This window comes from Sporosarcina sp. Y1009 (assembly GCF_057669865.1).
Genome location: NZ_JBYHFO010000010.1, coordinates 1 through 26,480, shown reverse-complemented (window position 1 = coordinate 26,480; position 26,480 = coordinate 1). Strand labels below are relative to the sequence as shown.

The 26,480-nt window shown below is 39.5% G+C and carries 27 protein-coding genes, 9 tRNA genes and 1 pseudogene; 13 read left to right on the top strand and 24 right to left on the bottom strand.

Features of this window, described 5'->3' with window-relative positions:
* Positions 1-66: 66 nt before the first annotated feature.
* Positions 67-1,323: an ABC transporter permease gene (locus AC25Y1_RS12880; protein ID WP_488148399.1), complete on the bottom strand. Its 1,257-nt coding sequence runs from the start codon at positions 1,321-1,323 to the stop codon at positions 67-69.
* Positions 1,316-2,215, bottom strand: coding sequence for an ABC transporter ATP-binding protein (locus AC25Y1_RS12875; protein ID WP_488148398.1), 900 nt, complete (start codon positions 2,213-2,215; stop codon positions 1,316-1,318). The genes AC25Y1_RS12880 and AC25Y1_RS12875 overlap by 8 nt, the downstream gene beginning before the upstream one ends.
* A gap of 319 nt (positions 2,216-2,534) precedes the next feature.
* On the opposite strand from AC25Y1_RS12875, the gene AC25Y1_RS12870 reads away from it, so the two are divergent.
* Complete coding sequence (locus tag AC25Y1_RS12870; RefSeq protein WP_488148397.1) at positions 2,535-2,720, top strand: YhzD family protein; 186 nt, start codon at positions 2,535-2,537, stop codon at positions 2,718-2,720.
* An 8-nt stretch (positions 2,721-2,728) separates the two neighbouring features.
* Complete coding sequence (gene mgsA, locus AC25Y1_RS12865; protein WP_488148396.1) at positions 2,729-3,142, top strand: methylglyoxal synthase; 414 nt, start codon at positions 2,729-2,731, stop codon at positions 3,140-3,142.
* 74 nt (positions 3,143-3,216) lie between these two features.
* Here the strand turns inward: mgsA and AC25Y1_RS12860 are convergent, their stop codons facing one another.
* The 5 genes from AC25Y1_RS12860 to AC25Y1_RS12840 form a co-directional block, all read right to left on the bottom strand.
* Positions 3,217-3,999, bottom strand: a complete 783-nt coding sequence (locus AC25Y1_RS12860) for an enoyl-CoA hydratase (protein WP_488148481.1) — start codon at positions 3,997-3,999, stop codon at positions 3,217-3,219.
* A gap of 71 nt (positions 4,000-4,070) precedes the next feature.
* On the bottom strand, positions 4,071-5,579 hold the full coding sequence (locus AC25Y1_RS12855) for a coproporphyrinogen III oxidase (protein ID WP_488148395.1): 1,509 nt from the start codon (positions 5,577-5,579) through the stop codon (positions 4,071-4,073).
* 138 nt (positions 5,580-5,717) lie between these two features.
* On the bottom strand, positions 5,718-6,065 hold the full coding sequence (locus tag AC25Y1_RS12850; protein WP_488148394.1) for a YlbF/YmcA family competence regulator: 348 nt from the start codon (positions 6,063-6,065) through the stop codon (positions 5,718-5,720).
* A 12-nt stretch (positions 6,066-6,077) separates the two neighbouring features.
* The gene (locus AC25Y1_RS12845) at positions 6,078-7,226 is read right to left on the bottom strand and encodes a DUF445 domain-containing protein (RefSeq protein WP_488148393.1); all 1,149 of its coding nucleotides are present in this window, start codon (positions 7,224-7,226) and stop codon (positions 6,078-6,080) included.
* A gap of 74 nt (positions 7,227-7,300) precedes the next feature.
* Positions 7,301-7,720 carry a ferritin-like domain-containing protein gene (locus tag AC25Y1_RS12840; protein WP_488148392.1) on the bottom strand — a complete coding sequence of 140 codons (420 nt, stop codon included), beginning with the start codon at positions 7,718-7,720 and terminating at the stop codon, positions 7,301-7,303.
* A gap of 41 nt (positions 7,721-7,761) precedes the next feature.
* On the opposite strand from AC25Y1_RS12840, the gene AC25Y1_RS12835 reads away from it, so the two are divergent.
* Complete coding sequence (locus AC25Y1_RS12835) at positions 7,762-7,965, top strand: YheE family protein (protein WP_488148391.1); 204 nt, start codon at positions 7,762-7,764, stop codon at positions 7,963-7,965.
* A gap of 42 nt (positions 7,966-8,007) precedes the next feature.
* On the opposite strand, the gene AC25Y1_RS12830 is transcribed toward AC25Y1_RS12835, so the two are convergent.
* The 4 genes from AC25Y1_RS12830 to AC25Y1_RS12815 form a co-directional block, all read right to left on the bottom strand.
* The gene (locus tag AC25Y1_RS12830; RefSeq protein WP_488148390.1) at positions 8,008-8,235 is read right to left on the bottom strand and encodes a FeoB-associated Cys-rich membrane protein; all 228 of its coding nucleotides are present in this window, start codon (positions 8,233-8,235) and stop codon (positions 8,008-8,010) included.
* Positions 8,236-8,277: 42 nt separating this feature from the next.
* Positions 8,278-9,537 carry an MFS transporter gene (locus AC25Y1_RS12825; protein ID WP_488148389.1) on the bottom strand — a complete coding sequence of 420 codons (1,260 nt, stop codon included), beginning with the start codon at positions 9,535-9,537 and terminating at the stop codon, positions 8,278-8,280.
* A gap of 121 nt (positions 9,538-9,658) precedes the next feature.
* Positions 9,659-11,410 (bottom strand): ABC transporter ATP-binding protein, encoded by a 1,752-nt coding sequence (locus tag AC25Y1_RS12820; RefSeq protein WP_488148388.1) that lies wholly within the window; start codon positions 11,408-11,410, stop codon positions 9,659-9,661.
* Between the two features lies 1 nt (position 11,411).
* Positions 11,412-13,151: an ABC transporter ATP-binding protein gene (locus AC25Y1_RS12815; protein WP_488148387.1), complete on the bottom strand. Its 1,740-nt coding sequence runs from the start codon at positions 13,149-13,151 to the stop codon at positions 11,412-11,414.
* A 534-nt stretch (positions 13,152-13,685) separates the two neighbouring features.
* Here AC25Y1_RS12815 and AC25Y1_RS12810 point away from each other — a divergent pair.
* The 6 genes from AC25Y1_RS12810 (at position 13,686) to AC25Y1_RS12785 (ending at position 19,198) form a co-directional block, all read left to right on the top strand.
* Positions 13,686-15,008, top strand: a complete 1,323-nt coding sequence (locus tag AC25Y1_RS12810) for a hemolysin family protein (protein WP_488148386.1) — start codon at positions 13,686-13,688, stop codon at positions 15,006-15,008.
* Between the two features lie 56 nt (positions 15,009-15,064).
* Entirely contained in the window at positions 15,065-15,940 is an 876-nt protein-coding gene (locus AC25Y1_RS12805; RefSeq protein WP_488148385.1) for a cation diffusion facilitator family transporter, read from the top strand.
* 206 nt (positions 15,941-16,146) lie between these two features.
* Positions 16,147-17,220, top strand: coding sequence for a ribosome small subunit-dependent GTPase A (gene rsgA / locus AC25Y1_RS12800; RefSeq protein WP_488148384.1), 1,074 nt, complete (start codon positions 16,147-16,149; stop codon positions 17,218-17,220).
* A 214-nt stretch (positions 17,221-17,434) separates the two neighbouring features.
* Entirely contained in the window at positions 17,435-17,860 is a 426-nt protein-coding gene (locus AC25Y1_RS12795) for a disulfide oxidoreductase (protein WP_488148383.1), read from the top strand.
* A gap of 1 nt (position 17,861) precedes the next feature.
* Positions 17,862-18,341, top strand: a complete 480-nt coding sequence (locus AC25Y1_RS12790) for a thioredoxin family protein (protein ID WP_488148382.1) — start codon at positions 17,862-17,864, stop codon at positions 18,339-18,341.
* A 23-nt stretch (positions 18,342-18,364) separates the two neighbouring features.
* The gene (locus tag AC25Y1_RS12785) at positions 18,365-19,198 is read left to right on the top strand and encodes an RluA family pseudouridine synthase (RefSeq protein WP_488148381.1); all 834 of its coding nucleotides are present in this window, start codon (positions 18,365-18,367) and stop codon (positions 19,196-19,198) included.
* 40 nt (positions 19,199-19,238) lie between these two features.
* Here AC25Y1_RS12785 and AC25Y1_RS12780 read toward each other — a convergent pair whose 3' ends face one another.
* Positions 19,239-20,018 carry an aldo/keto reductase gene (locus AC25Y1_RS12780; RefSeq protein WP_488148480.1) on the bottom strand — a complete coding sequence of 260 codons (780 nt, stop codon included), beginning with the start codon at positions 20,016-20,018 and terminating at the stop codon, positions 19,239-19,241.
* Between the two features lie 194 nt (positions 20,019-20,212).
* Here AC25Y1_RS12780 and AC25Y1_RS12775 point away from each other — a divergent pair, with 194 nt between their 5' ends.
* Positions 20,213-21,514 (top strand): NCS2 family permease, encoded by a 1,302-nt coding sequence (locus AC25Y1_RS12775; protein WP_488148380.1) that lies wholly within the window; start codon positions 20,213-20,215, stop codon positions 21,512-21,514.
* A gap of 122 nt (positions 21,515-21,636) precedes the next feature.
* On the top strand, positions 21,637-21,789 hold the full coding sequence (locus AC25Y1_RS12770) for a hypothetical protein (RefSeq protein ID WP_488148379.1): 153 nt from the start codon (positions 21,637-21,639) through the stop codon (positions 21,787-21,789).
* Positions 21,790-21,824: 35 nt separating this feature from the next.
* On the opposite strand, the gene trmL is transcribed toward AC25Y1_RS12770, so the two are convergent.
* Both trmL and queG read right to left on the bottom strand, forming a co-directional pair.
* Positions 21,825-22,298: a tRNA (uridine(34)/cytosine(34)/5-carboxymethylaminomethyluridine(34)-2'-O)-methyltransferase TrmL gene (trmL, locus tag AC25Y1_RS12765; RefSeq protein WP_488148378.1), complete on the bottom strand. Its 474-nt coding sequence runs from the start codon at positions 22,296-22,298 to the stop codon at positions 21,825-21,827.
* Positions 22,299-22,310: 12 nt separating this feature from the next.
* The gene (queG, locus tag AC25Y1_RS12760) at positions 22,311-23,459 is read right to left on the bottom strand and encodes a tRNA epoxyqueuosine(34) reductase QueG (protein WP_488148377.1); all 1,149 of its coding nucleotides are present in this window, start codon (positions 23,457-23,459) and stop codon (positions 22,311-22,313) included.
* 56 nt (positions 23,460-23,515) lie between these two features.
* On the opposite strand from queG, the gene AC25Y1_RS12755 reads away from it, so the two are divergent.
* Together AC25Y1_RS12755 and AC25Y1_RS12750 are read left to right on the top strand one after the other, a co-directional pair.
* Entirely contained in the window at positions 23,516-24,211 is a 696-nt protein-coding gene (locus AC25Y1_RS12755) for a B3/B4 domain-containing protein (RefSeq protein ID WP_488148376.1), read from the top strand.
* 22 nt (positions 24,212-24,233) lie between these two features.
* Entirely contained in the window at positions 24,234-24,749 is a 516-nt protein-coding gene (locus AC25Y1_RS12750) for a hypothetical protein (protein ID WP_488148375.1), read from the top strand.
* Positions 24,750-24,942: 193 nt separating this feature from the next.
* Here AC25Y1_RS12750 and AC25Y1_RS12745 read toward each other — a convergent pair.
* The 10 genes and pseudogenes from AC25Y1_RS12745 to AC25Y1_RS12700 all read right to left on the bottom strand — a co-directional run bounded on the left by AC25Y1_RS12745 (position 24,943) and on the right by AC25Y1_RS12700 (position 26,416).
* Positions 24,943-25,441: pseudogene (locus AC25Y1_RS12745) on the bottom strand (SRPBCC family protein).
* Between the two features lie 72 nt (positions 25,442-25,513).
* Positions 25,514-25,594, bottom strand: a tRNA-Leu gene (locus AC25Y1_RS12740).
* 41 nt (positions 25,595-25,635) lie between these two features.
* Positions 25,636-25,709, bottom strand: a tRNA-Cys gene (locus AC25Y1_RS12735).
* Between the two features lie 10 nt (positions 25,710-25,719).
* Positions 25,720-25,794, bottom strand: a tRNA-Gly gene (locus AC25Y1_RS12730).
* Positions 25,795-25,802: 8 nt separating this feature from the next.
* A tRNA-Gln gene (locus AC25Y1_RS12725) sits at positions 25,803-25,874 on the bottom strand.
* Between the two features lie 8 nt (positions 25,875-25,882).
* Positions 25,883-25,973: transfer RNA gene (locus AC25Y1_RS12720), tRNA-OTHER, on the bottom strand.
* A gap of 12 nt (positions 25,974-25,985) precedes the next feature.
* A tRNA-His gene (locus AC25Y1_RS12715) sits at positions 25,986-26,058 on the bottom strand.
* A gap of 23 nt (positions 26,059-26,081) precedes the next feature.
* Positions 26,082-26,157, bottom strand: a tRNA-His gene (locus AC25Y1_RS12710).
* Between the two features lie 28 nt (positions 26,158-26,185).
* Positions 26,186-26,256 (bottom strand) — tRNA-Trp (locus AC25Y1_RS12705).
* Between the two features lie 75 nt (positions 26,257-26,331).
* Positions 26,332-26,416 (bottom strand) — tRNA-Tyr (locus AC25Y1_RS12700).
* Positions 26,417-26,480 lie beyond the last annotated feature (64 nt).

Genomic DNA, 26,480 nt, shown 5'->3' with positions numbered 1-26,480 from the left:
AATACTTGTTCTTATTTTACCATAAAAAATAAGACTTCGCGAAAAATGCCGAAGTCTTTTTGCATATTATTCTTTTCCAAGTTGAATCGCCTTTCGAATATCCTTAAATGAGCGTGAAGGTCCATACATGAGTACGCCGCCGCGGTATACACGAGCACCCAAAACGCCCAATACGAAAATTGTGATCAGCATAATTGCAATGGACAATAATGGTTCCCATAGTGGTAAATCCAACATACCTACACGCAAAAACATAACGAGCGGTGCGAAAAACGGTACATAAGAAGCATATTTCAGAAAACCGAGTTCAGGATTAGAAAGACCCGGCATCGCAATCATGAATGCTAATATCACTAGAATCATAATCGGCATAATCGCTTGCCCAACGTCTTCTGTCCGGCTTACAAGTGATCCTAAAAGTGCCGCAACCGTAGCATATAAGAAATAGCCAAGTATAAAGAAGACGACTGCAAAAATGATTGTTGAAATGCTTAGATTTGAAAATCCGAAGAAGGAGGATACCCCATCTACCATATTCGAAGCTGATGTTTTCACTGCTATGAATCCACCAATTCCTAATAGAATCATTTGGACAAGACCGAGAGATCCAATTCCTAAGACTTTGGCAAACATATGCTTAACTGGCGAAATACTCGATATCAGAATTTCCATAACACGGGAGGACTTCTCTGTAGCAACTTCAGTTGCAATCATGTTTGAATAAAAAATAACCGTGAAGTAAATAAGAAAGACAAGAATATAAACAAGTCCTCGTGCCTCACTTAACTCTTCTTCAGACTTTGTTGTTTTTGAAACAGAATGTTGTTCGAACTGTATCGGTGCAAATAAGGTTTGAAGCTGCGCTGTTGAAAGCGATAATTGCTCCGCTTTAATTTCAGCCTGAATCGACTGCAATGCATCCGTAATCATCGCAGAACGACCAAAATCGAGTGCACTCATTGAGGTATAGTTGGCTTGAATTGTTTTCTCTTCATCCAATCCGATTACAAGAAACGAGTCGATTTCTTCATTGGTTACTTTTTCAGTGAGGACTTTTTCTGAGTCAGTTGTTGTTTTAACGACAATCCCACTATTAGAAGCCTCTAAATTAGCCACTAGCGATGAAACCAGTTCCCCACTTTCATCTACAACATAGAGTTCATCTTCACCGCCACCAGTCATATCAGACACCGTATTGATGATTGACGTCATATTTGCAAATAAAAATACCCCTGCAATCATCAATGCTGTTGTGATAATAAATGATTTGGTCTTTGCTTTTGTCATAAAAGCTTGTTTAAAAATGAGTAGAAATTCACGCATGAACTTTCCCCACCTTTTCGATAAATATGTCTTGAAGCGATGGCTCTTCAATTGCGAAATGGCGAATTGGACCCGACTCCAATGCAGCTGTTAGCAGTTTGTTGGCAATATGTTCTGACTCCACTTGATAAAGCGCACCTTCAACCGATCTACTGACCGAAGTGACACCTGAAACCAAATCTAATTGGGACAAATCATTATCCGAATGAATGCGGACATTTTGTTTTCCAAACGATTGCTTTACTTCACGAAGCGTTCCGCTAACGATTTGCTTGCCGTGATGGATAATACTTAGTTGCTCACATAATTCCTCAACATGGTCCATCCGGTGACTCGAGAAAACAATCGTTGCACCGCTATTACGAAACTCGATGATTGCTGCTTTCAATAATTCAACGTTTACTGGGTCTAATCCTGAAAATGGTTCGTCTAAGATTAATAACTTCGGACTATGGAGTAAAGACGCAATCACTTGGATTTTTTGCTGATTCCCTTTAGAAAGTTCCTCAACTTTTTTATTTGCATAATGTGGAATTTCCATACGTTCAAGCCATGTTTTCAGGGCCGATTTTGCATCTGATTTGTTCATCCCGCGTAATTGTCCTAAAAAAATCAGTTGCTCCTCCACTTTCATTTTCGGATATAAGCCGCGCTCTTCTGGTAAATAGCCAATTTCAGGGCTTGTTTTGTAATTAATCGGTTTGTTATTCCACGTAATTAGACCTTCATTTGCGTTCAATAACCCTAAAATCATTCTGAAAGTTGTCGTTTTCCCCGCACCATTTGCGCCAAGAAATCCGTACATCGTGCCGTCTCCGACTGATAAGGTTAAATTATCAACCGCAGTAAAATCACCAAATCTTTTTGTTACCTGTTCCAAATGCAATGCCATTTAATAACCCCTTTCACCAAACTGTCTATTCTTTTATACGTTTCTATTAAACAGAAGTTTCATTTATCATTTTTCCCTGTTCGCGATTAATGATGCTATTCCAAAGAGTGTTATATGAAATACCCAAAAGCCAGTGGTATTATACTTTCTCCTCCTTCGGTGTGAATACATCTTCAATCAGACAATCGAATAAATCTTTGGTGAAGCACTCTTTACATAAAGGTTACTTTACTTTCCCACTATATGTAAAGCCTTCTTTGTAAATTTCATTTTTCAAACTTTCGTAGTATACTAAATAATAGAGATATGGGGGGATTCCATGAAAACTTATAAATTGACTGCATATGAAGCTAAAGGGAAAGTCATTATGGACGAGTCGTTAGAAGCGGCTAATGATGAGGAAGCAACAGAAAAAGGACAGATTATTCTCGAAGGTAAGGATTTACTCGAGGCAACACATCGTTTGGCTTCACCTTCAGGAAAATTACTATTGTTCCACTCATAAAAAAAGAGGTGCATAAATTGAAAATCGCTTTAATTGCTCATGATGAAAAGAAAGATGAAATGGTAAATTTCACAATTGCTTATGAACCGATTTTTACGAAATATGAATTATACGCTACCGGAACCACTGGAAAAAGAATAATGGCTGAAACGAATTTATCCATTAATAGACTTATGTCTGGCCCACTAGGTGGCGACCAGCAAATCGGTGCGATGATTGCTACCGGAGAAATGGATTTAATTATCTTTTTCCGCGACCCACTGACTGCTCAACCTCATGAGCCTGATGTCAGCGCTTTGCTACGTCTTTGTGATGTTTACAGCATCCCATTAGCGACAAATATTGCTACCGCTGAATTATTAATCCGTGCTGTTGAAAAAGGTTATTTTTCATGGCGTGAAACTGTAGATAAATACAAATAGAAAAATACCAAGCTACTACTTAATTTGTGATTAAGTTAGTGCTTGGTATTTTTTGTTTAAATGTAAAGTGGTAATTACTTCCCCTTAAAGACCGGTTTCCGTTTTTCCACGAACGCCTGAATACCTTCTAAGTGATCTTCCGTATTTCGCATCGCTTGTTGCGCTTCGCTTTCCATTTCCAAAATGCGTTCAAGTTCTTTTGTTTTTTGTTCATGTAAAATTTTCTTAGTCGCAATCATTGCGGCAATTGGTGAAGCAAGTAACTTATTCGCCATCGCTTCCCCGTGCTCGGCGGCCTTCCCTTCGTCAACTACCTCGTCAATTAGACCTTGACTGTGGGCTACTTGGCCATTCAACACTTGCCCCGACCAAATAAGGTTCTTCGCTTTCGGAACACCGACTCGCTCTTTCAAGAAGAAATGACCCGCCCCGTCTGGCACTAACCCAATGCCGATAAAATTCATCGCAATTTTGGCTTCTTCTTCTGCAATTATATAATCACAGCCAAGGACGACACTTAACCCCAGTCCAGCTGCTGCACCGTGGACAACTGCGATAGAGATTTGAGGCAATGTGTAAAGATTTTGAGCTAAACGTGAAATATCCCCCATGATATCGCTAATTTCCATTGGATTTTCCGGATCGAGCATCGCTTTGATGTCCCCGCCTGCAGAAAATGCACGTCCAGCACCATTAATTAACAATACTTGCACCGTCTCGTCACTTTTCAACGATTCAAACACATCGGCAAGCTCTTTCATCATGACCCCGTCCATAGCGTTCATCGACGCTGGTCTATTCAGAGTTAGTCGAGCAAGACGCCCCTCCGTTTTTAATTCTACTGTTGTATACAAAATAATTGCCACCTCTCCCAATGAAATGAATAGTCATTCATTTATACATATTCGACGCTTTCATTGAAAGTCCTTTATTTTATGACAGTTTCGGGAAAAATCCCTTCAAGAAACGCTAATTTTTTCTCGATTGATTCTTCGTACGTCAATATATACGCCGCCGGATCTTTCGGGTTATAAAACTGTTTAATGCGCCCGGTATCACGGTCGATAAACTTACTTGATGCCCCACATCCAACACCTATAATTGTTTGTACTTCTTCCATGATGACGATATTATAAATACTTTCTTCCCCGGGTTTTGCGTAACCTACGTTTTCTAAGTTCCCAAGAATATTTTTTTGACGATATAAATAATATGGGTCATAGCCATTTTTTTCGTTCCATTCTTCCCCGCGCTTCATCATACGCTCGACAGTTTTCCGGTCCGCCACTTTATACTTATTTCGATTTTGCGACATTTCAGATGCTCGTTTGAAGGATAGTGTATGGATTGTTAATGACTCGGGTTGCATTTTTTCCGTTTCTGCAAGTGAGTGTTCAAATTCTTCCATTCCTTCATTTGGCAAGCCAATAATGAGGTCCATATTAATATTTTTCATGCCCATATTTCGTGATAACCAAAACTTATCTACTGTTTCTTGAACGGTATGGTGGCGACCAATCGCCTTTAGCGTTTCATCTGTATAAGACTGTGGATTAACACTTATCCGATCAATTCCCCATTTTTTCAACACCTCTATTTTAGCCGGAGTGATGGTATCTGGACGACCTGCTTCCACTGTAACTTCTCTCACCGTTTCCATATTCGGAAAAGATTCGTACATCGTCTTGTACAGCTCATCCATCTCTTCTGCTTCGATAGATGTTGGTGTTCCGCCGCCAAAATAGATTGTTGTGATCTTCATATCTTTTTCTGTTAGCCATTTTCCCATTTCACGAATTTCTTCGTGTAAGCCATCCAAAAATGATTCCACGCGACCACTTTTTCGACGAATTGCATAGGCCGGAAATGTACAATAAGCACATTTTGTTGGACAAAAAGGAATTCCAATATAAATACTGACTTCATCTTTTAAATCATATAGATCGGGAACTGAACGAAGTTGAATGGCTGCGATTTTCGCCAACAATTCTCCTTTTTCACGAGAAACTCGGTAGTTTTTCATGATTTTCTCAATGGCTTCTTCAGAATTAAGTCCTTCACGACGATACTTGTGATATAACTTCATCGGTCTGATGCCTGTTAAGATTCCCCAAGACTGTTTCATTCCAGTTGCCTCTTCAAGAACTTCCAAAAACACTTGTGAATAAATTCGCTTTAATTGACGAGATTTGTCTTTTTTATCGCCATCTAGTTCAATCTCTGAATACGTTGCTACATATTCTTTTCCTTCGTAAGTCAATTTCGCTGTTCCGGACAGTCGATTTCCTTCAAGTTCCGTAAAGACGAAATCCACCTTACTCGCATTTTCTGCATCCTCAGTAACAATTTCGCATTGTTCAAAGAAGAGATTTGCAAGATGCGCGAACATACGAATCCAGTCTGTTGCAAATGTATTTTCAACTTTAATTTTTTGCATATTATTTCCCAACTTTCTATTTCATGTTCTAATTGTATCGCCCTGTATGTAGGAATGCACGTATTCTTTAGGCAAAAAGACAAAAATAAAAACCGTCAAGTCAGTATTAAAAATAAAAACTGACTTGACGATTTTACATTAGATTGATTCGTATACTTCTTGAACGGGTTTCATAAGCACTCGGTTAACTTCTTCGATTAACCCGCTTAACTTCATTTCCGCTTCAAGCATTGCCATAATTTTTTCGTTTGATTGTGCGAGCTGTGCTGTTTTCTGCGCGTACTCAAGCTCATCGGCTTCTACTTCTTCCCCGGCCATTTGTTTTTCTTGCAGGTCGAGTTGGATTTTACGGAAGTTTTTGAACAAAGCTAGCGCGTCTTCATCTGCTTTAACTACCTCTACCGCTTGTTGAACTTCTGAAAACTCAGTTGTTTTTCTAAAGGTTGCTTCCAGTTTGTTTAAATCATCATAAATATTTACAGTCATTTATAATTCCTCCTAAGTAAGATTCGTCGCAAATACGATTAAACCTTGTACAATTCCAATGGCGCCGCCTAGCACCGCACCAAGAACTGTGATCATTTTGAATTCACGTCTTGAAATGCCTAGTACAAGATCTTCCAGCACTTCCACAGGAAATGAATCGACTTGCTCTTTAACCATATCATCTATTTTTAATTTGCGAAGCGATGTTTCTAATTGTTGATCGACTTGCCCAAAAGCGAATTGAATAATCGTTGGTGTAATATGACTAGCTGTCCAATTTGCTCCATCTGGCCAATAATCTTGTAATGTCTTGTCTAATCGGGATTCGATGGCCAATTCTTTTTTCACATAACCTTTGACCGAACCGAAGAGTCCATCCCAATCAAAATCAGCAAGCAGTTCATTCGCTGGGCGTTTTTGTAATTTATCCCATTCATTTAATATAATCGTATTCACTAGATTATATGTCCCAGGGGCACCAATAAATTTCAATGCCTCACGCTGAACTTTTGCAACAAGCGATTCGGATTCTCCGAAAAGCATATTGACCATACTACCGAATGTCCCTTTCGATGCAAGAAAATCATCGATTAGCTTACGAAACATTGCTCTTCCTTCATCGGACTCAAAATATTGCTCCGACTGTTGCAAAATATAGGTCGTTATTTGCGGAATCCGTTCTACCGCTTCTAACCGCCATTTTTCTGGAAGTAGCTCTTCGACCGTACCTGTTGTCAGTTTTGTGCGAACTACCAGAAGTTGATTGTCTACTAATTCAATAACTTTTCCTTCAATCTTTTCTGAAACAGCAGTAGCTCCAGCAACTTCTAGCCAATCATTCAATGTTTTATCTGAATGTAGAACATGTTCCTCTAATTTTTGTTGAAGAAAGTTCTCTGCCTTCTCTTCCATGTCTGGTGTTAATAATTTCTTTTTAAATGTTTCTGGTGTCAGTAAATAGTTCGTGACGGTTTTACCAAATTGTTTCGCCAATTCATCCCGTCTTTTCGGAATAAGTCCTGGCGTAAATGGCAGTCGCCAAGAGCCAATGTACAGTGCCTTGTGGGGTCTAAAGAGCATTTTAATGGCTAAATGGTTTGTAAGGCCACCGATTAGCGCGCCGATAAATGCCATAAATAATAATGTCCATATAAAATCCATCGCTTCACCTTTTTCCGTTTCGTTACGCTCTGATTATAACAGAAGTCGCGCGATCGGAAAAATTTGTCGCATTGTTATAATGCATTATACATGGTTGAAAATCGAATCGCATGCTCCATTTCATCGTTCATGGCGATAAATAAGGGATTATACGCTTGTTGAATAGGAATCGTCAACAACATTACTTTATACGTTTCCACAGACTCTAATTCATCAAGAAGCGCTTGTTTTGCACACTCTTTTAAATTATAACAAGGTAATCTTTTCTTCGGGTTTTGTACAAACCTTCCCGTAAGCATATAATAGAGTTGTTGAAACATTTCATAATGACTTTTTTCATCTTCATACGCATGCTTGATGAAATCTTTCCATAGTGGATCATCTGTCAGTTTATACATCGATTTATAAAAGTGGTAGTCTTTAAATTCGTCTTCGATGGCCTGCTTTAATTTATCAGTAAACACGTCAGCATCCTTTCGCATGTCTTTTTTCAATTTTATGCGAAACGGCGCTGTCTTATGAGAGGGGTAGTACATTGCTACAACATTTCAGCTATAAACCAATGTTTGAAAACGCGCAACTCCCAGGTTGGACATTCGCTTTTTTCTTTAAGAGTGTCAGGTATACCGGTGAATATTTACCGGATGGTTCTATTAAATGGCTCGGTGAAACGCCGCCTGATGAAGAAGATATTAAGAAAATGATTCATGAATTAATGATTTTTCATGTGTATGATTAAAGGGATGAATAAAAAGGGACCAAAAGTTATTTTGGCCCTTTCTCATTCACGTTCTACTTTTTGACTTTCTTCAAAAGGTATTGCGTGTTTCGTATCCTTTGCCGGATACTTACTGCTATTCACATCTGTTGTTCCTCGTACCATATCGTCATACGGCGTATACATATTCCCCAATTCTTTCCGATTCCGAATGGCTTTGTAAATTGCAAAGGTGACTAAAAGTAAAATCCCTACGCCAATAATTACAGGTAGCATTATAAATGTATTCATTCCCGGCACCCCTTTTATTAAATACCAGATATTTGAATTGATTCATTCCTCAGATAATTTTCTTCTCCCAAAAATAAAGTAATAATACGTTGACGAGATCACGTACAAAACACCCGTTATGGTAAATGCATATGCATAGCCCCAATAAGAGCCGAATGAAATGACAAGTCCTGCAGCGATTGGTCCCATGGTTGCCCAACCGAGCTGAAAGACTGTTTGATTGATAGAGTTCGCAAGTCCTTTATATTTGTCCGATACGATTTCCATCGCCACTGCGCTTTGAATTGGATTCCCGGCATTCATCAGTGCCTGACGCACTAAGAACCCGATAGAAGCGAGTAGGAGTGATGTCGTATATGCTGTTAATAGTAAAAATGGAATCGACAATACTTGAAATAAAATTAATGCTTTCACTTTCCCGACCCTCTTCACTAACACAGGTCCGATAAGCATCGCAACAGCAGTCATTCCAGAGCCCAATGATAAAACCAAACCTATAAATGAATTGGATGCATCGAAACGATTTGAGAAGTACAAGTTCAAATATGGAATCACTAATCCCGATCCGAGTCCGATAAGCAGACTTGCAAATGAGAAGTGAAAAATAAGAATGAGGTTTCTTTTTAAACTATCGTCGATTTTAGGTTTATGTTCCTCAACGACTTCCTTTACGACAATAGGCACTGGATTCCTATTTTGCAATTTGAACAGCGGGATAAGTCCAATCGTGAAAGTAATTGCACCGATTAGTAAAGCCCAACGGATTGACTCCACTGCCCCTAGAGATAAGGTAATCTGAAGAACATCTGATAAAACACCGCCAAATAAACTTCCGATGACGTTTGCAACCGTCATTAAAGCGAAATGCAAACTAAACATATGGACACGCTCTTTCGGTTTTGTGTTTTCCGCAAGAAACGGAACACCAGAAACTTGAACGAACGCCATAAAAATACCTGTTAAAAAGGCTGCATAAACAATCGGCGTTTCCAAAACTGTAATGCTACGGTAGAACAACGTCATCGCACCAAATACCGTCCCGCCAATAATCATCCACTTCCGCCCAAATTTATCGCTTAAAAGTCCTGCTGGAATCAGCATGATCGCAGACGCCAGCGCCGTCATCGATATAACTTTACCGTTTATCGTTTCCGGCATGCCAAGCTCTTTTATATACAAATTATACATAACCATAAAAACACCCATTCCGATTGAAATGAGCACATTCGCAAGCATGAATAATTTCACGTTTCTATTAAATCCAGAAACTTTATTCTTCCAATCCGTAAACCACTTCCACATAATATTCCTACTTTCGCGCATGATACTTCGATACTCTAAATATACGCTTTCCAGAATAGTATAGCAACGAGATTTGAGAAAAAAAAGGATCAATCATATGATTGATCCTCGTTCCTGTGATTTACACAACTCTATTCGTTGTCCCCGCCTGCAATTTATACATTTGTGCATACTGGCCGCCTAAAATTAGTAGTTCATCATGTGTGCCACTTTCAACTATCTCCCCGTGATCAAGTACTAAAATCCGGTCTGCATTTTTAATTGTAGAAAGTCTATGCGCAATGATGAATGTTGTTCTTCCTTTTTTCAGAACATCCATCGCATGTTGAATAATCTCTTCCGTTTCAGTGTCGATATTTGAAGTCGCTTCATCCAAGATCAGTATCGCAGGGTCAAAGGCAAGCGCCCGTGCAAATGAAATGAGCTGGCGTTGTCCCGAAGAAAGTGTACTACCCTTCTCGACCACTTCTTCATCAATCCCATTCGGTAAATGCCTCAAGAGTCGGTCGCCGCCAACCGCGTCCAATGATTGCTGGACCTTCTCACGCGTAATCCGCGAATCTCCAAGTGATATATTCGATTCCACAGTACCGCTGAATAGATAAGGATCTTGTAAAACAATCCCCATATAATCACGAACCGTTTGCCGCGGCATCTCACCAATGTTCATCCCATCAATTGTAATGGTCCCTTTTGAAACATCATAAAAACGAAACAGTAAGTTCATAATGGAGCTTTTTCCCGATCCAGTATGACCCACTAACGCAACGGTCTCTCCCTGTTTTGCTTCGAATGAAATATCTTTCAACACATATTCTTCTTCATTATAAGCAAACCACACTTTTTCAAAACGAACATTTCCACGATATCTGGCAACCTTATGATCACTCACTGGCTCTCCTTCACGATCAAGTAAGCGAAACACTCGTTCAGCTGCAACTAGTGAATGTTCTAGCTGTGCAAATTGATTGACGATACCCGTAACCGGATTAAAAAGCCTTGTTATATAATCTACAAAGGCATAGAGCAACCCAACTGTAATGACAGTTTCACCAGATAATGAGGCACCTCCGAAATACCAAATGAAAATCACAAATGTTAGCGAGCGCAGCACATCAACTAAATTGTACGACGTTGCGGCTTCTACTTTCAGTAATTTATTTTGGTAACGGAAATGTTCATCATTAAGTTCTCCAAATTCCTCACCCATTTGTTTTTCACGACGAAATGCTTGAATAATCGTCATCCCGTTTATGGATTCATTGATCATCGCGTTCATATCACTTACTTTGCTACGAATGATATGGTTTACTTTCGATGCAAACTTCCTGTAAGCCTTCATCCAAATATAAAGTATTGGCAAGACGAACAAGGTAATGGCACCCATCTTTGGATCTAAATAAAATAACGCCACAAAGATTCCGGTAATATACATGCCGCTTATTGCAAATTGCGAAAGTACCGTGACATATAAATTACGAATGGCTTCTGTATCATTCGTGATTCGTGCAACAACTTTCCCAGCAGGCAAGTTATCAAAATAGCGAATCGGTAATGTTTGAATATGCTCATATAAGTCATTGCGTATTTTCTGGATGATACGATTTGCCGCATTTTGTAATAGTAAATATTGGAAATACCTCAATATCGCTGTGACAACTGCAAGGCCAAAAAAGACTGCTAATAATTTGGCTATCGGAGTAAAATCAATGCCCCCGTCTACAGCGCTAGCTATATGTTCATCAATAATTTCTTTCGCAATCATCGGTCCCATTAAATCTGCAGCAACCGCAAATCCAAGGAGAACAATTCCCGCGATGAGCAACTTTTTATAGTCAAGTGCGTAATACAGTAATCGTTTACCAGTACCCATATTACTCAACCTCCCCGATTTGTTGGCGGTCGAATTGTTCTTTGTACCAGCCATTGTGTTCTAATAATGCTTCATGCGTGCCTTCTTCTACAATACGTCCATCTTCAAGCACGATAATCCAATTCGCATGTTGGATTGCTGACAAACGATGTGTTGTAATAATCGTTGTCTTTCCTTTACGTTCCGCTTGAATATTTTCAATGATTTTTGCTTCTGTCTTGGCATCCACAGCAGAAAGCGAATCATCTAATATTAATATTTCCGGATTCTTCACGAGCGCACGGGCAATTGAAATTCGTTGTTTCTGCCCACCCGATAAAGCAATTCCCTTTTCCCCAACGAGTGTGTCCAAACCATCGGGAAGCATTTCTAAATCCTTTTCAAAATAGGATAGACGTATCGTTTCAGAAATCTCCTCTTCTGTTGCATCTGGCCGTCCAAACAAGATGTTTTCCCGAACAGACCTTGAAAAAAGTACGTGATCTTGGGGTACATACCCAATCCAATCCCTCACTTGATTTTTAGTCAGCGCTTGTAAATTCACGCCTGAAAAAGCAATCTCCCCGGAACCAGCAGGATATTCTCTGAGCAACTGCTTAACGAATGTTGTTTTTCCACTTCCAGTCTTTCCAACAATTCCGAGCGTATTTCCTCTTTCTAATTGAAGCTGAATATTATCCAAGTTCACGGTCCCGGATGTTGGATACGTAAAGACAACATCTCGGAAACCAATATCTTCCGGATTAGAAACCATTGCCGGAACTTCTGGATCCTTGACATCTTCTTCGTAATCAAGCGTCTCGGTCACCCGGTCGAGGGAAGCATTCCCGCGTTGCATGACGTTTATTAATTCGCCAATTGCGAACATCGGCCAAACGATCATTGATAAATAAACATTAAACGTAACAAGTTTCCCAAGTGTAATAACACCTTCTGAAACCAAATAAGCCCCGTATCCTAGCCCAATCATATAAGTAAGGCCGGTTAATATTTTGGAAATCGGCATAAACAAAGCGTCTATTTTCTCAACATGCATATTCTTTTTATAGACATCTTCCGTCATCTCTGCAAAATTCTTTTCGCTTGATCGTTCTTGAACAAATGCACGGACCACTCGAACGCCCGCTACTGCTTCAAGTACATTATCATTCAATTCACCAAAAGACTTTTGTGCAACAATATATCTTTCATGAATTTTCTTTCCAAGATATTGCATGATAAATGCCAATATCGGCAAGGGAAGAATAGCAGCTAACGTCAACTGCCATGACACGAGAAAGCCCATTGTCAATACCAATGTAAATAAATAAGCCGTCGAATCGACAAGTGTCATAATTCCGAAGCCTGCTGTTTCTGAAATCGCACGAAGGTCGTTCGTTGATCTCGCCATTAAGTCACCTGTTTTATTTTTCTCATAAAATGTCGGTGTCATTTTCAAGAAATGGCCCATTAAATTTCCACGAAGTTGTCGTTCAATCACATAAGCCCCACCAAACAGCTGATATTGCCAGATGTAGCTAAAATAGTAATTAACAATCATGATTAAAAGCATCGCACCGATAAATGCGGCTAACAATTTAACAGTCATCGTTTGCAGATAAATGGCATCGATTGCTTCACCGATAAGCCAAGGTGGAAGAATAACAAGTACGTTCGTAACCAACAATAAAATAAGTGCAATGGTATACCTCTTACGATTTTCTTTAAAAAACCATTTCAATTTAAATAATACTGAAAACATAATTAAACCAACCTACTTCCTGAGTTCTCTCAAACACCTAACTAATTCCTATTATTGAATTTTCTAATTTTTGATAACTAAAAAGAGCACACGCCTCCTAGAGTAAGCGTGTGCTCATCAAAAAGGAACGGCATATATGCCGTTCCGCTCAATTAATCATGAAAATTAACAGAAATCGGTTAGGCACGGTATTTTTATTAAGCTTAGTTTTGTCAAATCATTGAAGTTATTCATTGTCCGTACCTCCCTTTCTATTTCGGTTTTCGAAAGTTCTCGAATAAACCAAGATTAACACTTCCAATTCAAATATGTCAATACTTTTCGAAAATAAAATATACTATCAAACTAAAATATTCAGGAAATGATATCAAAGCTACTCTCTTTCTTGGATTTAAGCATAATCAATTGTATTATGTCTAGAATTAATTTATCATAGACTTAACTAAATTATTTTAGATTATTAGGAGGTGTACACTTTGTTCTAACCCTCATCTGGGTACAGGACAAAGTAATTATTTGGAAATTCCCATACGATTGACAGCATTTGCTGTCTTGATCGCGCTCACCGCATTTTTTGTTGCGAGTGAATTTGCAATTGTAAAGATTAGAACTACACGTATTAACCAACTCGTTGCCGAGGGTCACCCAAAAGCTATGAGTGCTAAAAGAGTCGTCAGCAATTTGGATGAGTATTTATCCGCATGTCAATTAGGAATAACGATAACTGCACTCGGCCTTGGTATGCTTGGAGAACCAACCGTAAAGTTAATGTTGCAACCAGTTTTCGTTTATTTCGATACTTCTGCTAGTGTTTCAAGCATCCTTTCTTTCATCATTGCCTTTACATTTGTAACATTTTTGCATGTTGTTGTAGGCGAACTAGCTCCGAAAACGATTGCCATACAAAAAGCAGAAGAAGTCACACTTTTATTCGCGAAACCGTTAATACTATTTTATCGTATTATGTATCCAGTTATCAAAGGGATGAACGGTTCCGCTCGTGCTATTCTTAAGGTATTAGGATTTAAGTCAATTTCAGATTCAGATGTGGCTCATACAGAAGATGAGTTACGATTGATTTTATCCGATAGTTTAAAAAGCGGCGAGATTAACCAAGCTGAATATAAATATGTGAATAAGATTTTCGAATTTGATGATCGTATTGCGAAAGAAATTATGGCACCACGAACAGAAATGATGACTGTTGATAAAGAATTGACTTTGAGTCAAGTATTCCAGATGTCTAGCATAGAGCAATTCACGCGTTATCCAGTAACAGATGGGGATAAAGACCATATTATTGGCCTTATAAATATGAAAAATTTATTAACCGCCTATATTAAAGACCCTACAGTAGGTAACGAGCCGGTCATCAATCATATGCAGCCAATTATTAGTGTCATTGAAAATATTCCAATTGGCGATTTGCTCCTCAAAATTCAAAGAGAACGCATTCATATGGCAGTTCTTATGGATGAATATGGCGGCACATCAGGTCTCGTCACAATTGAAGATATTTTAGAAGAAATTGTTGGAGACATTCGTGACGAATTTGATACAGATGAAATACCCGAAGTTCAAATCGTCGGTGAAAACCATTATATATTTGACGCAAAATTGCTTCTTGAAGAAGTAAATGGCATCCTTAACATTGCAATTGAAGAGGAAGACATTGATACAATTGGCGGCTGGTTTATGACTGAACGCTTTGAAGCGATGAAAGGCGAAAAGATAATTGAACAAGGTTATGAATTTATGGTTAAAGAAGTGGATGGACATCACATAATTTATTTAGAAGTAATGAAACACGAAGAAGAAGCAGCAGGAGACGACATAGAGTTTTCAACAGGATCCTGATAGCAGAGCGACTCTCCACATGAGAGTCGCTCTTTCATTCGGAAGGCGGTTTTAATATGGAAATCTACGCCAATTTAAAAGAAGGCGAAAAAGGCGCATGGCTTAGTATATGGACATATATTTTACTAAGCGCCATTAAACTAGTGATTGGGTATTTCGGATCCTCAGAAGCATTAAAAGCGGATGGTCTGAATAATACAACTGACATCATCGCATCCATTGCCATTTTGGTTGGTTTAAAGATTGCACAAAAGCCACCTGATGCGGACCACCAATACGGCCATATGCGTGCAGAAACAGTTGCTTCACTTGTAGCAGCTTTCATAATGGCTTTTGTAGGTTTTCAAATTCTATTAAACGCTGGGAAAAACATTATAAATCCCGTCAATACAACGCCTTCAATGCTGACAGCAATTGTTGCAATTTCAAGTGCGTTTGTTATGTATTTGGTATACAGGTATAACTTAAAACTTTCCAAACGAATCGGCAGTGAAGCAGTTCGTGCTGCTGCATACGATAATCGCTCAGATGCACTTGTCAGTGTGGGAACTGCAATTGGTATTTTGGGTGCTGTCATTGGGTTTCCAATTATTGATTCAATTACCGCTTTTATCATCGGTATTTTAGTCATTTGGACAGCATGGAAAATATTTTATCCAAGTGTCCACACACTGACAGATGGTTTTGATGAAGAAGATGTAGAAATACTTTCTGAATTAGCTCGTCGCGTCGATGGGGTTATCGAACTGAAGGAATTTAAAGGACGAATGCATGGGAATTTAATGTTTGTCGATCTCACCGTTACCGTGAATCCATCATTAAATGTCATTGAAAGTCACAGGATTACTGAAGAAATCGAACAAAAAATTGGCGCATATAAACCCCTATCAGTTATTCTCGTTCATATTGAACCTGATTTGACAAATTTTTAATCGTCTGTTAATATTGACAACAATCTACAGGAAAGAGGTGAAGTCGTATGAATACATTCATGCCTATTGTTAAACATCTGATTGGACCCATACCTTCGCCTGGAATGTTTATTTCCTAAGCATATTTTTCTGTTCTACGCGAATGTACCGTGGTGTCCAATCAGGATGTCACGGTTTTTATTCGCAAAAAACAGGAGGAATTATCATTGAATAAGTTAACGGATTATGGTTGGAGTAGTACCCATGAAGTAAATTTTGCAAAAGTAAATAACGAAAAATATATTCCAGGACGTATCACACTTGAACATAAAAAAATGTATCGTGTTATCACCACTGAAGGTGAATGGTTATCCGTTTGTTCCGGGGCAATGCAACATGCAGCGACAGAACGGCGGGATTATCCTGCGATTGGTGATTGGGTTGCTGTAGAGAAAATGCCTGGGGAAGAACGTGGAATTATCCATACGATTTTACCAAGAACATCCCTTTTTTCGAGAAAAACAGCCGGTACAACGATCACCGAACAAATTATCGCGGTAAATGTCGACATTGTCTTTCTTGTCATGTCGATGAACCATGATTTCAACGCAAGAAGACTCGAGCGATACTTAGTTGCTGCATATGATTCCGGGGCAACCCCCGTCGTCGTCTTAACAAAAAAAGATGTCGCTGAAGATCCTGCTATTTATCTTGAAGAAGCACAAATAATTGCGCCTGGTACGGAGGTTTTCACAGTCAGCAATTTGACAGGTGAAGGCACCGATGCACTTACCGATTTGCTAAAGAACAATAAAACGGCGGCACTCTTGGGCTCTTCAGGTGTTGGAAAGTCATCGCTCATTAATGCGATATGTGGACGTGAATTGATGGCCGTGCAAGACATTCGGGCGGATGATGACAAAGGTCGCCATACAACAACACATCGAGAACTGGTCACAATTCCAACCGGCGGTATCCTCATAGATACACCTGGAATGAGAGAGTTTCAATTATGGGATCATCAAGAAAGCCTCGATTCAGGATTTCAAGACATTAATGAATTGGTGAGCAAATGTAGATTCAATGACTGTCAACATAATAACGAACCCGGTTGTGCGATTCAAAATGCCCTCACAACTGGAAGTTTAGCTGAGGATCGCTACCAAAGCTATTTAAAACTAAAAAGAGAATTAGCCTATCTCGATAGAAAAATGGATCGCTCTGCCCAAACAGCTGAACGAAAAAAATGGAAAAAAGTCACAAAAAGCATGCGAAAACACCCATCAAAGAACCACAAATGAAACACTAAAAGGCGAATCACAATCATGTGTCTCGCCTTTTCTTTTTTTACAATCTTTTTTAGGTTGATAGATAACTAGCTAGATAACTACGATTTATTGACACAACTTCATCACAACCCTTCAATAATCAGCAGAACATAATCAAGAAGATTTACTTGCCTCACCTTTCGCCTTATAATCAAAGCAGTAATTATATTTAGTAGGAGTTGTTAAAATGCAAAAACGGCTAGAAAATGGTCTCGTCTTTATTTCAATCGTATCTTTAGTCGCCACTTTGGGATCATTATACTACTCTCAAGTACGAGGATTTCAACCATGTACACTATGCTGGTACCAACGAATATTGATGTACCCCATTATTCTTATTGCAGTCATTGGCCTTATACAAAAAAACGCAAAAATTGCTTTGACAACCGCAGTCTTTTCTTTCATTGGTGGTGGAATTTCACTCTATCATTACGGACTTCAGAAACTAAAATTCCTTAGTGATAGCGCACCTGCATGCGGAGATATAACATGTACTGGCCAATATGTTAATTACTTGGGTTTCATAACGATTCCATTTCTTGCACTCATTGCATTTTTACTGATCTTAATCACAAGCCTTTTCATGTTGAAATGGCAAAAGGAGACGAAATAAAGTGAAGAAGTTATTAATAATTGGTGGCGTGATTGTCGCTATGTTCATCCTCATTGTTGTGCTCACAAACCAATCCAACAAAGAGAAATTAAAAGATAACCCGTATGATACTGACAAGCTTGCAAAGTCGACGATTGACTTAATCGGTAATGAAAATTACAATAACATCGTACTTCCAGAAACACTTTTCGAAAAAATTGAAGCTGGTGAATCTGTCACTGCTTATTATTTCCATCCAGAATGTCAGTACTGTATGCAAATGACTCCAATCATGATGCCCATCGCAAATGAGCTCGATGTAAATGTACTTCAATACAATATGCTCGAATATGGCAATCAGGCGGGAACAGGAACGAAATATGATATCCAATCTTGGCCAGCACTTGTCCATTATGAAAACGGTGAAGAGATAGGCCGAATGGTCGGTGCACAGCCTGAAGAGAATATCCGTGCATTTTTCAAAGAATTCGAATCAGAGTAAGTACGTTGGAAGGATGAAGTTTTATGAGTTCGTTTAAATTTACTACGACAGAAGATCGATTGACAGTTGAACATCTACTGCGTGAGCAATGGCAGGCCGGCAAAAAGACTGTACACCTAATGCGAATGGCTAAAAGTGTAACTGGAACTGATGGTGAACCAATCGAATGGCGAACTCCAATGCCATTAGGAACAGAAATAACTTTAACAGTTCCTGATGCACGTTCAACATATCTACCAGAAGAACAAAAACTACAAATTCTTTTTGAGGATGAACATATCATTGGTGTTCATAAACCTGCTGGCGTGACTGTTCACCCAGATGACTCAGGAGAAACTGGTACTTTGATGAACTTTGTTATGGATTATGTTACAAAACAAGGCGGAAATTATGCGGAACATATTCATCGACTCGATAAAGGTACCTCTGGTGTATTACTCATCGCAAAGCATCCGATTGCAAAAGCTCTTTTTGATCGTATGATTGAGCGCAATGAAATCGTTCGAAAATATCAAGCAGAAGTAGATGGTCAACTTAAAAGGCCAAAAGGAACAATCAAACTTCCAATTGGAAGAGATCGTCATCACCCAGCAAAACGCATTGTTTCACTATCAGGACAATCGGCAATTACCCATTTCCATGTCATCGAACGGAAAGAAGATTCAACCATCGTAGAAGCTGAACTTGAAACTGGTCGCACACACCAAATCCGTGTCCATCTGGCACATCTTGGACATCCAGTAGTTGGTGATAGCCTATACGGAGGTAGTCAAACACGCGATGGCGAGTTCCGCCTTACAGCAAGCGGATTATCGTTTATACACCCATTTACGAAAGAACAAATAATCATTGAATAAAAAATGCCTGGAGAGCAATTCTCCTAGGCATTTTTTTCTTTTAAAATTTATCTGGATTTGATCCGACACGCTCATTTAAGTTTAGTAAATCAATTATTTCCATCTCTTCTTTGGATAATTCAAAATCTGCAATATCGATATTTTCCTCGATTCGATGTGGTGTAACCGATTTTGGAATGACGATTAGATCGCTTTGTAAATGCCATCTAATTATAACTTGTGCAGTCGTTTTCCCATAGTTACTCCCTATTCTTTCTAGCGCTTCATTGGATAATAATTCTCCGCCTCTTGCCAGTGGCGACCAGGATGTAACAGCAATATTATTTTCCTTACAAAATTGTCTTAAAGGTACTTGTGTTAATCTCGGATGAACTTCGATTTGATTGACCATTGGACGAATATTCGCCTTAGCAAACACTTTTTCCAAATGATGGATATGGTGATTGGATACGCCTGTTGAACGGATTAACTTCTCGTCGTATAAACGTTCAATTGCTTTGTACGTTTCCACATAGCTATCTTTCACTGGCCAATGTGTTAAATACAAGTCCAAATAATCGAGTTGCAGCCTTTCTAAAGAAGCTTCAAACGCTCGCAACGTTTCATCATATCCTTGATCTGTATTCCAAACTTTAGAGGTAATGAATAATTCCTCTCTAGGAATACCTGAATTACGAATAGCTTCTCCTGTTTCTACTTCATTTTCGTAAACAGCTGCTGTATCCACTGCTCGATAGCCAGACTTCAAGGCGTGCGTAATTGCTTGAACTGTCTCTTCAGGATTTTTCATTTTGTAGACCCCTAGACCAAGTCGCGGCATTGCAATTCCATTTTCAAGTATTTTAGTTTCTTTATAGACACTCAAATGCTATCCCTCCCTTTTTCTTACCTCTCTATTATACAAATAAGAAGTTTTTTTAACTACATTTTACATTTTCACTTGAAAAACGGTCCATAAACGAATACTATTGATTACGTGCTTCAGATTGTTCGTATTTAGAGAGGAGAATGATTATGTTTGATTTGAAAAATCAACAAACTACTGCAAAGACCGAAATTTTAGCCGGTATGACAACTTTTCTAACGATGGCTTATATAATAATTGTTAACCCAATAATACTTGCAGATGCAGGCGTACCATTTGAGCAAGTATTTCTTGCTACGATCATTTCCGCTGCTGTTGGAACACTTTGGATGGCTTTATTTGCGAATTATCCAATTGCGATTGCACCTGGGATGGGCTTGAATGCTTATTTCACTTCAGTCGTACTCGCTTCAAATGGTAGTCTAGATTATATGACCGCTTTCTCTGCCGTCTTTATCGCTGGGCTATTATTCGTTATATTATCTTTAACACCTTTTCGCGAAAAACTCATTAAGTCCATTCCTGAAAACTTGAAACATGGAATTACAGCAGGAATCGGATTATTCATTGCATTTATTGGCTTAAAACTTTCAAATATTGTTGTCAGCCACGAAACAAATCTCGTACAATTGGGCGATCTTACGTCTCCACCCGTATTGCTAGCCCTGTTTGGTCTTTTGGTGACTGTCGTTCTGATGACATTAAATATTTATGGTTCAATTTTTATAGGAATGATATTAACAGGGATTTTAGCCGTATTTACGGGGCAACTTAAGTTTACACAAGGTCTATGGGAACTACCATCATTGCCAGAAGGCATTCTTGTTTGGAATCCACTTATGGCTGTCAACGATGTTATTTCACACGGACTTTATGGTGTCGTTTTTGCTTTTTTAATCGTAACCCTATTTGATACGACAGGAACAATGATTGGCGTTGCCAAACAAGCAGGACTTATGAGAGGAAATACATTACCACGTGCACGTCATGCCTTGCTTGCTGACTCTGTTGCAACTTCGGTAGGAGCAATGTTCGGAACTAGTCCTACATCTGCTTACGTCGAATCCTCATCAGGTGTAGCGGTAGGTGGTCGTACAGGCTTAACGACGTTAACTGTTGGGATTTTATTTATGGTCGCTGCCTTTTTCGGACCATTGGTGAGTACTTTATCCGGCGTATCTGCAATTACCGCGCCAGCATTAATTATTGTTGGTAGTTTAATGATAAGTGTGGTTAAAGAGATTGACTGGGATTCTTTCGACGAAGCATTCCCTGCATTTTTAATAATTCTAACGATGCCGCTCACATCGAGCATTGCAACTGGAATTGCGCTAGGGTTCATTTCCTATCCGCTATTGAAAATTGTGAAAGGTAAATGGAGAGAAATACCCATTTTACTTTATATTTTCGCAGTATTGTTCACCTATCAATTATTGTTTTTACCGCATTAGAATTTGGTTTGCACTAAATAATTGCTCACTTTGTCACAATAGGCTTCACCAATCATTTCATTTTGGGCAAGTTTAGGGTATACTTATAATAGAATAAACTGACTTAACAGGAGGTACATTCAATGGATACTTTTTTTACATGGTTAGGCGAACAAATGAATCTAATTCTTGTTTTGGGTGTGTGTGTTGCATTTTTAACTGCAATTCTTACAGGTGGATATGAAGACAAGCCTGGTACAAAAGAAAAATCCAAAAAAGGTCACCAGCCAACATAAAAAAATGGGACTCGCCTTATAGGCGGTCCCATTTTTTATTGTAAATTTGGAAAAGATTGTTGTCTTAATGCTTCATAAACTAAGATTGCCGCTGTATTCGATAGGTTTAGTGCACGAATATGATCATTCATCGGAATGCGTAGACAGTTTTCTTCATTATCTTTAATGATTTCATCAGGTAATCCTGTGGTCTCTTTACCAAAAACAAAGAATATATCCGCAGATGTTTCCGAAAAATCGAAGGATGTATAGGGTGTTTTACCAAACTTCGTAATGAAGTAAAATTGTGCCTTTGGATACTTTTCGAATAACTCGTAAATACCTTCGTGGTAGGATATATCAACATGACTCCAATAGTCTAGCCCCGCTCTTTTCAACATTTTGTCATCTGTAGAAAATCCAAGTGGTTTGATTAAATGAAGCTTAGCTCCGGTTCCCGCACAAGTTCTTGCTATATTTCCCGTATTCGCTGGGATAGCTGGTTCAAATAATGCAACATGTATTGCCATTTTAGCACTTCCTTAAATTTGTGGATTTTCACTCATATTTTTATCAATGGCCTTTTGTAATTCTTTTTGTACGGAGGGATCTTCTTCGTTTTTTAGCGCTTCTCGTAAACCGTCATAAGAATTCTCTGTTCCAATTTCGCCTAATGCCCATGCAATCGTTCCACGCATCATCGGTCGTTGGTCATTTTGCAACATTTCTATTAGCTCAGGCACTGCTGCTTCTTCTTTGAAGTGAGCAAGTGCAATGACAGCATTTCGTTGAATTGGATTTTTACCGCGCCATGATCCAGATACGTGTCCAAACCGCTCTTTAAATTGACGATTCGATAAGCGGAGGATTGGTTGTAATAATGGCTTCGCTAGTTCCGGATCTGGGTGAAACGCTCGTTGATGTAAATTATGCTTTTTTCGGTTCTTTGGACAAACAGTTTGGCATGTGTCGCATCCATAGACACGATTACCGATCTTAGCCCGGAACTCTTCCGGAATTGGTGTTTTCGTTTGCGTAAGAAAAGCAATACAACGCTGTGCATCGAGTTGCCCACCTTGGATTAGTGCCCCTGTCGGACAAGCATCTAAACAGAGCGTACAATCCCCGCACTCATCCTCCATTGGCTGATCTGGTGCAAATGGGATATTCGTAATCATTTCCCCGAGATAAACATAAGAACCAAACTCCGGCGTTATAATTGAACAATTTTTTGCAGACCAACCAATTCCTGCTCGTTCAGCCACAGCACGATCAGCAAGTTCGCCAGTATCTACCATCGACCGCAGCTTAGCTGTCGGGACATTACTCAGGATAAACTCTTCTAGCAGCTTCAATCTCTCACGTAGGACACTATGGTAGTCAGTCCCCCAGGAAGCACGACAAAAAATACCGCGTCTCTCACCTTTTTTTCCTCTTGGCGAATTCTCCATCCGCGACGGATAGGCAATCGCAATAGAAATAATGCTCTCTGCTTGATCTAAAAGAAGTGCAGGTTCTGTTCGTTTGTTCAAATCTTTTTCCTCAAAACCCGATTGATAACCTAGCTCCTGTTGACGAACTAAACGATTTTTTAATTCGCGGAATGGAGCTGCTGTTGTAAAACCAATTTTATCGATACCGATTGACTTAGCATAGTTCATTACTTCTTGTTGTAATTCGAGTGTATTCATATGAAAACACCTCCTCTATGGTAAAATTAAATTATATTATACAAAGGGTGATGACATTGAAGTTAAATTTAGATCCTGCACTTTTAGAAATCCTACCCACTTTTAAAGTAGGCCTTAACCATTATACCAAAATTACCGTCTCAGAATCTCCTCAAATGATAAAAGGGCGCTTACAATTATTTCAAGAATACCTTTTCTTCGACCTCGATGAAAAACCAGTAACCGATTTCCCAGGAATTAAAGAATGGCGAGAAGTTTGGAAATCATTCGGCGCCAATCCAACTCGCCATCGTCATTCAACGGAGGCACTGATGCGTAGAATCGCAAAGCAGAACTATTTAAGTCCAGTTCACTCTGCGGTTGATTTAAATAATTTCTTTTCATTGCAATATGAAATTCCAGTTGGCATATACGACGCAGACAAGATTATGGGTAACGTTACACTGAGCGTCGGGGATAAAGACAGCGGATATGATGGACTCAATGGTCGATTTAATTCTCTAGAAAACATTTTAGTCTTGTCAGACAATGAGGGATCTTTTGGTAGCCCTTATGTCGATTCTGCTCGAACTGCTGTGACAAAAGAAACGACTAATGCTCTTCACGTATTCTTTCTACGTCCATCAATGGATTCAACCGAAGCGCTCGAATTAACAACTGCAGCAGGTAAAATGTTTACAGAAATTAGTGGCGGCGATGTTCATACGAATGTTCTACACGAAAATCAATCTTCAATAGAAATAAAAGCATAGAAAAAGACTGGGGGAATCACCAATGACCAAAATTTCACTTGCTGAAGCTGTTAAGCTAAAAAGCATATTAACGAAGCGAGTTCACGAACTCGAAGAAGAAATGAGACGTGCCGCCTTTACAACAGTAGAAAAAGGTAGCTCTCCAGAAAAAAAGCAACGAACACTTGAAGCAGTTGAGTCTGAACTAGACGAGGTACGTTTAGATAACCGTGTCCTTGACCGTCTCATGTATCGTGCAAATATCGACAATGAAATTGAATTTGAAGGACAAAAATTACCGATTGTCGAAGCAATTGAACTTGCTACTCAATTACGTGCCAAAGCCCGCTTTTACAAAGAATTATCTGCTGCTGAAAAAGAAGAAATCCAATACGGCTATTCTGAAAGTATAACGGTATACCGCATCGCCCTTTTCAATCCTGAAGAATACCGGATAAAGGCCTTGCAAGCTGAAAAGGATGCGCATAGATTATCGAATTTGATTAATGCTAAAAACTATTCTATAATTCTAGAATTTGAGGATACTAAATACTTCTAACCCCTTGGAATGGTGAGACTCCCTTCCAAGGCACAGTTCAGGGACACCAATTTAAATGAAGACAAACCCATTACCAGTCCCCATTTACTTTGTGACCCATCTCCAATGACCAACCAAGGCAATTGCAATGGACAATCCTTAGTCGAGTCACCTGGTCCCTCAACTGTGAAAATCGCTCCTTCCGCTTCGGTGGTTAGGAGCGGTTTTGTTTATAAAATGACGGCTTATCGGTTTCAAAAGGCATTTCGTTTTCTGCAATTCCCTTCAGAGCCCTCGCACGACTTATGATAAACTTCCTCATATATCTTTCTAAAAATAATCTATCCGCAATAATACCAATAAGGCCAAAAGGTGACTTATATAGAAAGCATCAGTCATCAAGGTACCGTTACCTTTTTCAGTAAATTCATGAACATGTCGAAAGGAATGAAATGCGCCACGGACCATAATATCTTCAAACATATAAGGTCTGTTCATTGCAGTCACTTTCGCAGTCAGCCGTTGTCTGATTCCAAAATGGACAGCCTCCCACGTCACAGTATCCCCGTTATCAATAGACCTATTGTAACTCCATCAACAGCCGTTTCTTTTGTGTTCACTGTAGTTTGAGTATGGATGACTACATCTCGTGCAAGATCAAAGCAACGTTCAATAGGTGCATTAATATATTCCGTATGCTCAATTAATTGCAACGTTATCCCCCCCAACTTATAACTTTGTATAAACAAAAAAGACACAACCGAAGTTGTGTCTTTTTTTCTTAATACCCGAGGCCGGACTTGAACCGGCACGCCTCGCGGCATCGCATTTTGAGTGCGACGTGTCTGCCATTCCACCACTCGGGCGAAGAATAATTATATATTATGATGTCGAATAAAAAACAAATTGGAGGCGGCAACCGGAATCGAACCGGTGGTAAGGGTGTTGCAGACCCGTGCCTTACCGCTTGGCTATGCCGCCATTGTAAAGTTGGAGCGGAAGACGGGATTCGAACCCGCGACCCCGACCTTGGCAAGGTCGTATTCTACCGCTGAACTACTTCCGCAAATCTAACTGGGGTAGCTGGATTCGAACCAACGAGTGACGGAGTCAAAGTCCGATGCCTTACCGCTTGGCTATACCCCAAAAATAAAAGGGCGGCTAAGGGGAATTGAACCCCCGAATGTCGGAATNACCAACGAGTGACGGAGTCAAAGTCCGATGCCTTACCGCTTGGCTATACCCCAAAAATAAAAGGGCGGCTAAGGGGAATTGAACCCCCGAATGTCGGAATCACAATCCGATGCGTTAACCACTTCGCCACAGCCGCCATAATAGTATTTTTTTAAAAAATGGGGCGGCTAAGGGGAATTGAACCCCCGAATGTCGGAATCACAATCCGATGCGTTAACCACTTCGCCACAGCCGCCATTATAATAGAATTGTTTTAAAGATAACAGGGGTAGTAGGATTCGAACCCACATCGAAGGTGTTGGAGACCTTTATTCTACCATTGAACTATACCCCTAAGATAAAGATTTTCGCCCATGCTTCGCATGGTTTGTAAGTTATTTTTAACACAAAGTTCGTGTTAAAAAAACATTGGTGGTGGGGGGCAGATTCGAACTGCCGAACCCTGAGGGAGCGGATTTACAGTCCGCCGCGTTTAGCCACTTCGCTACCCCACCACTATGAATAAACTAATTTTAAGAATGGTGGCTCAGGACGGAATCGAACCGCCGACACAAGGAT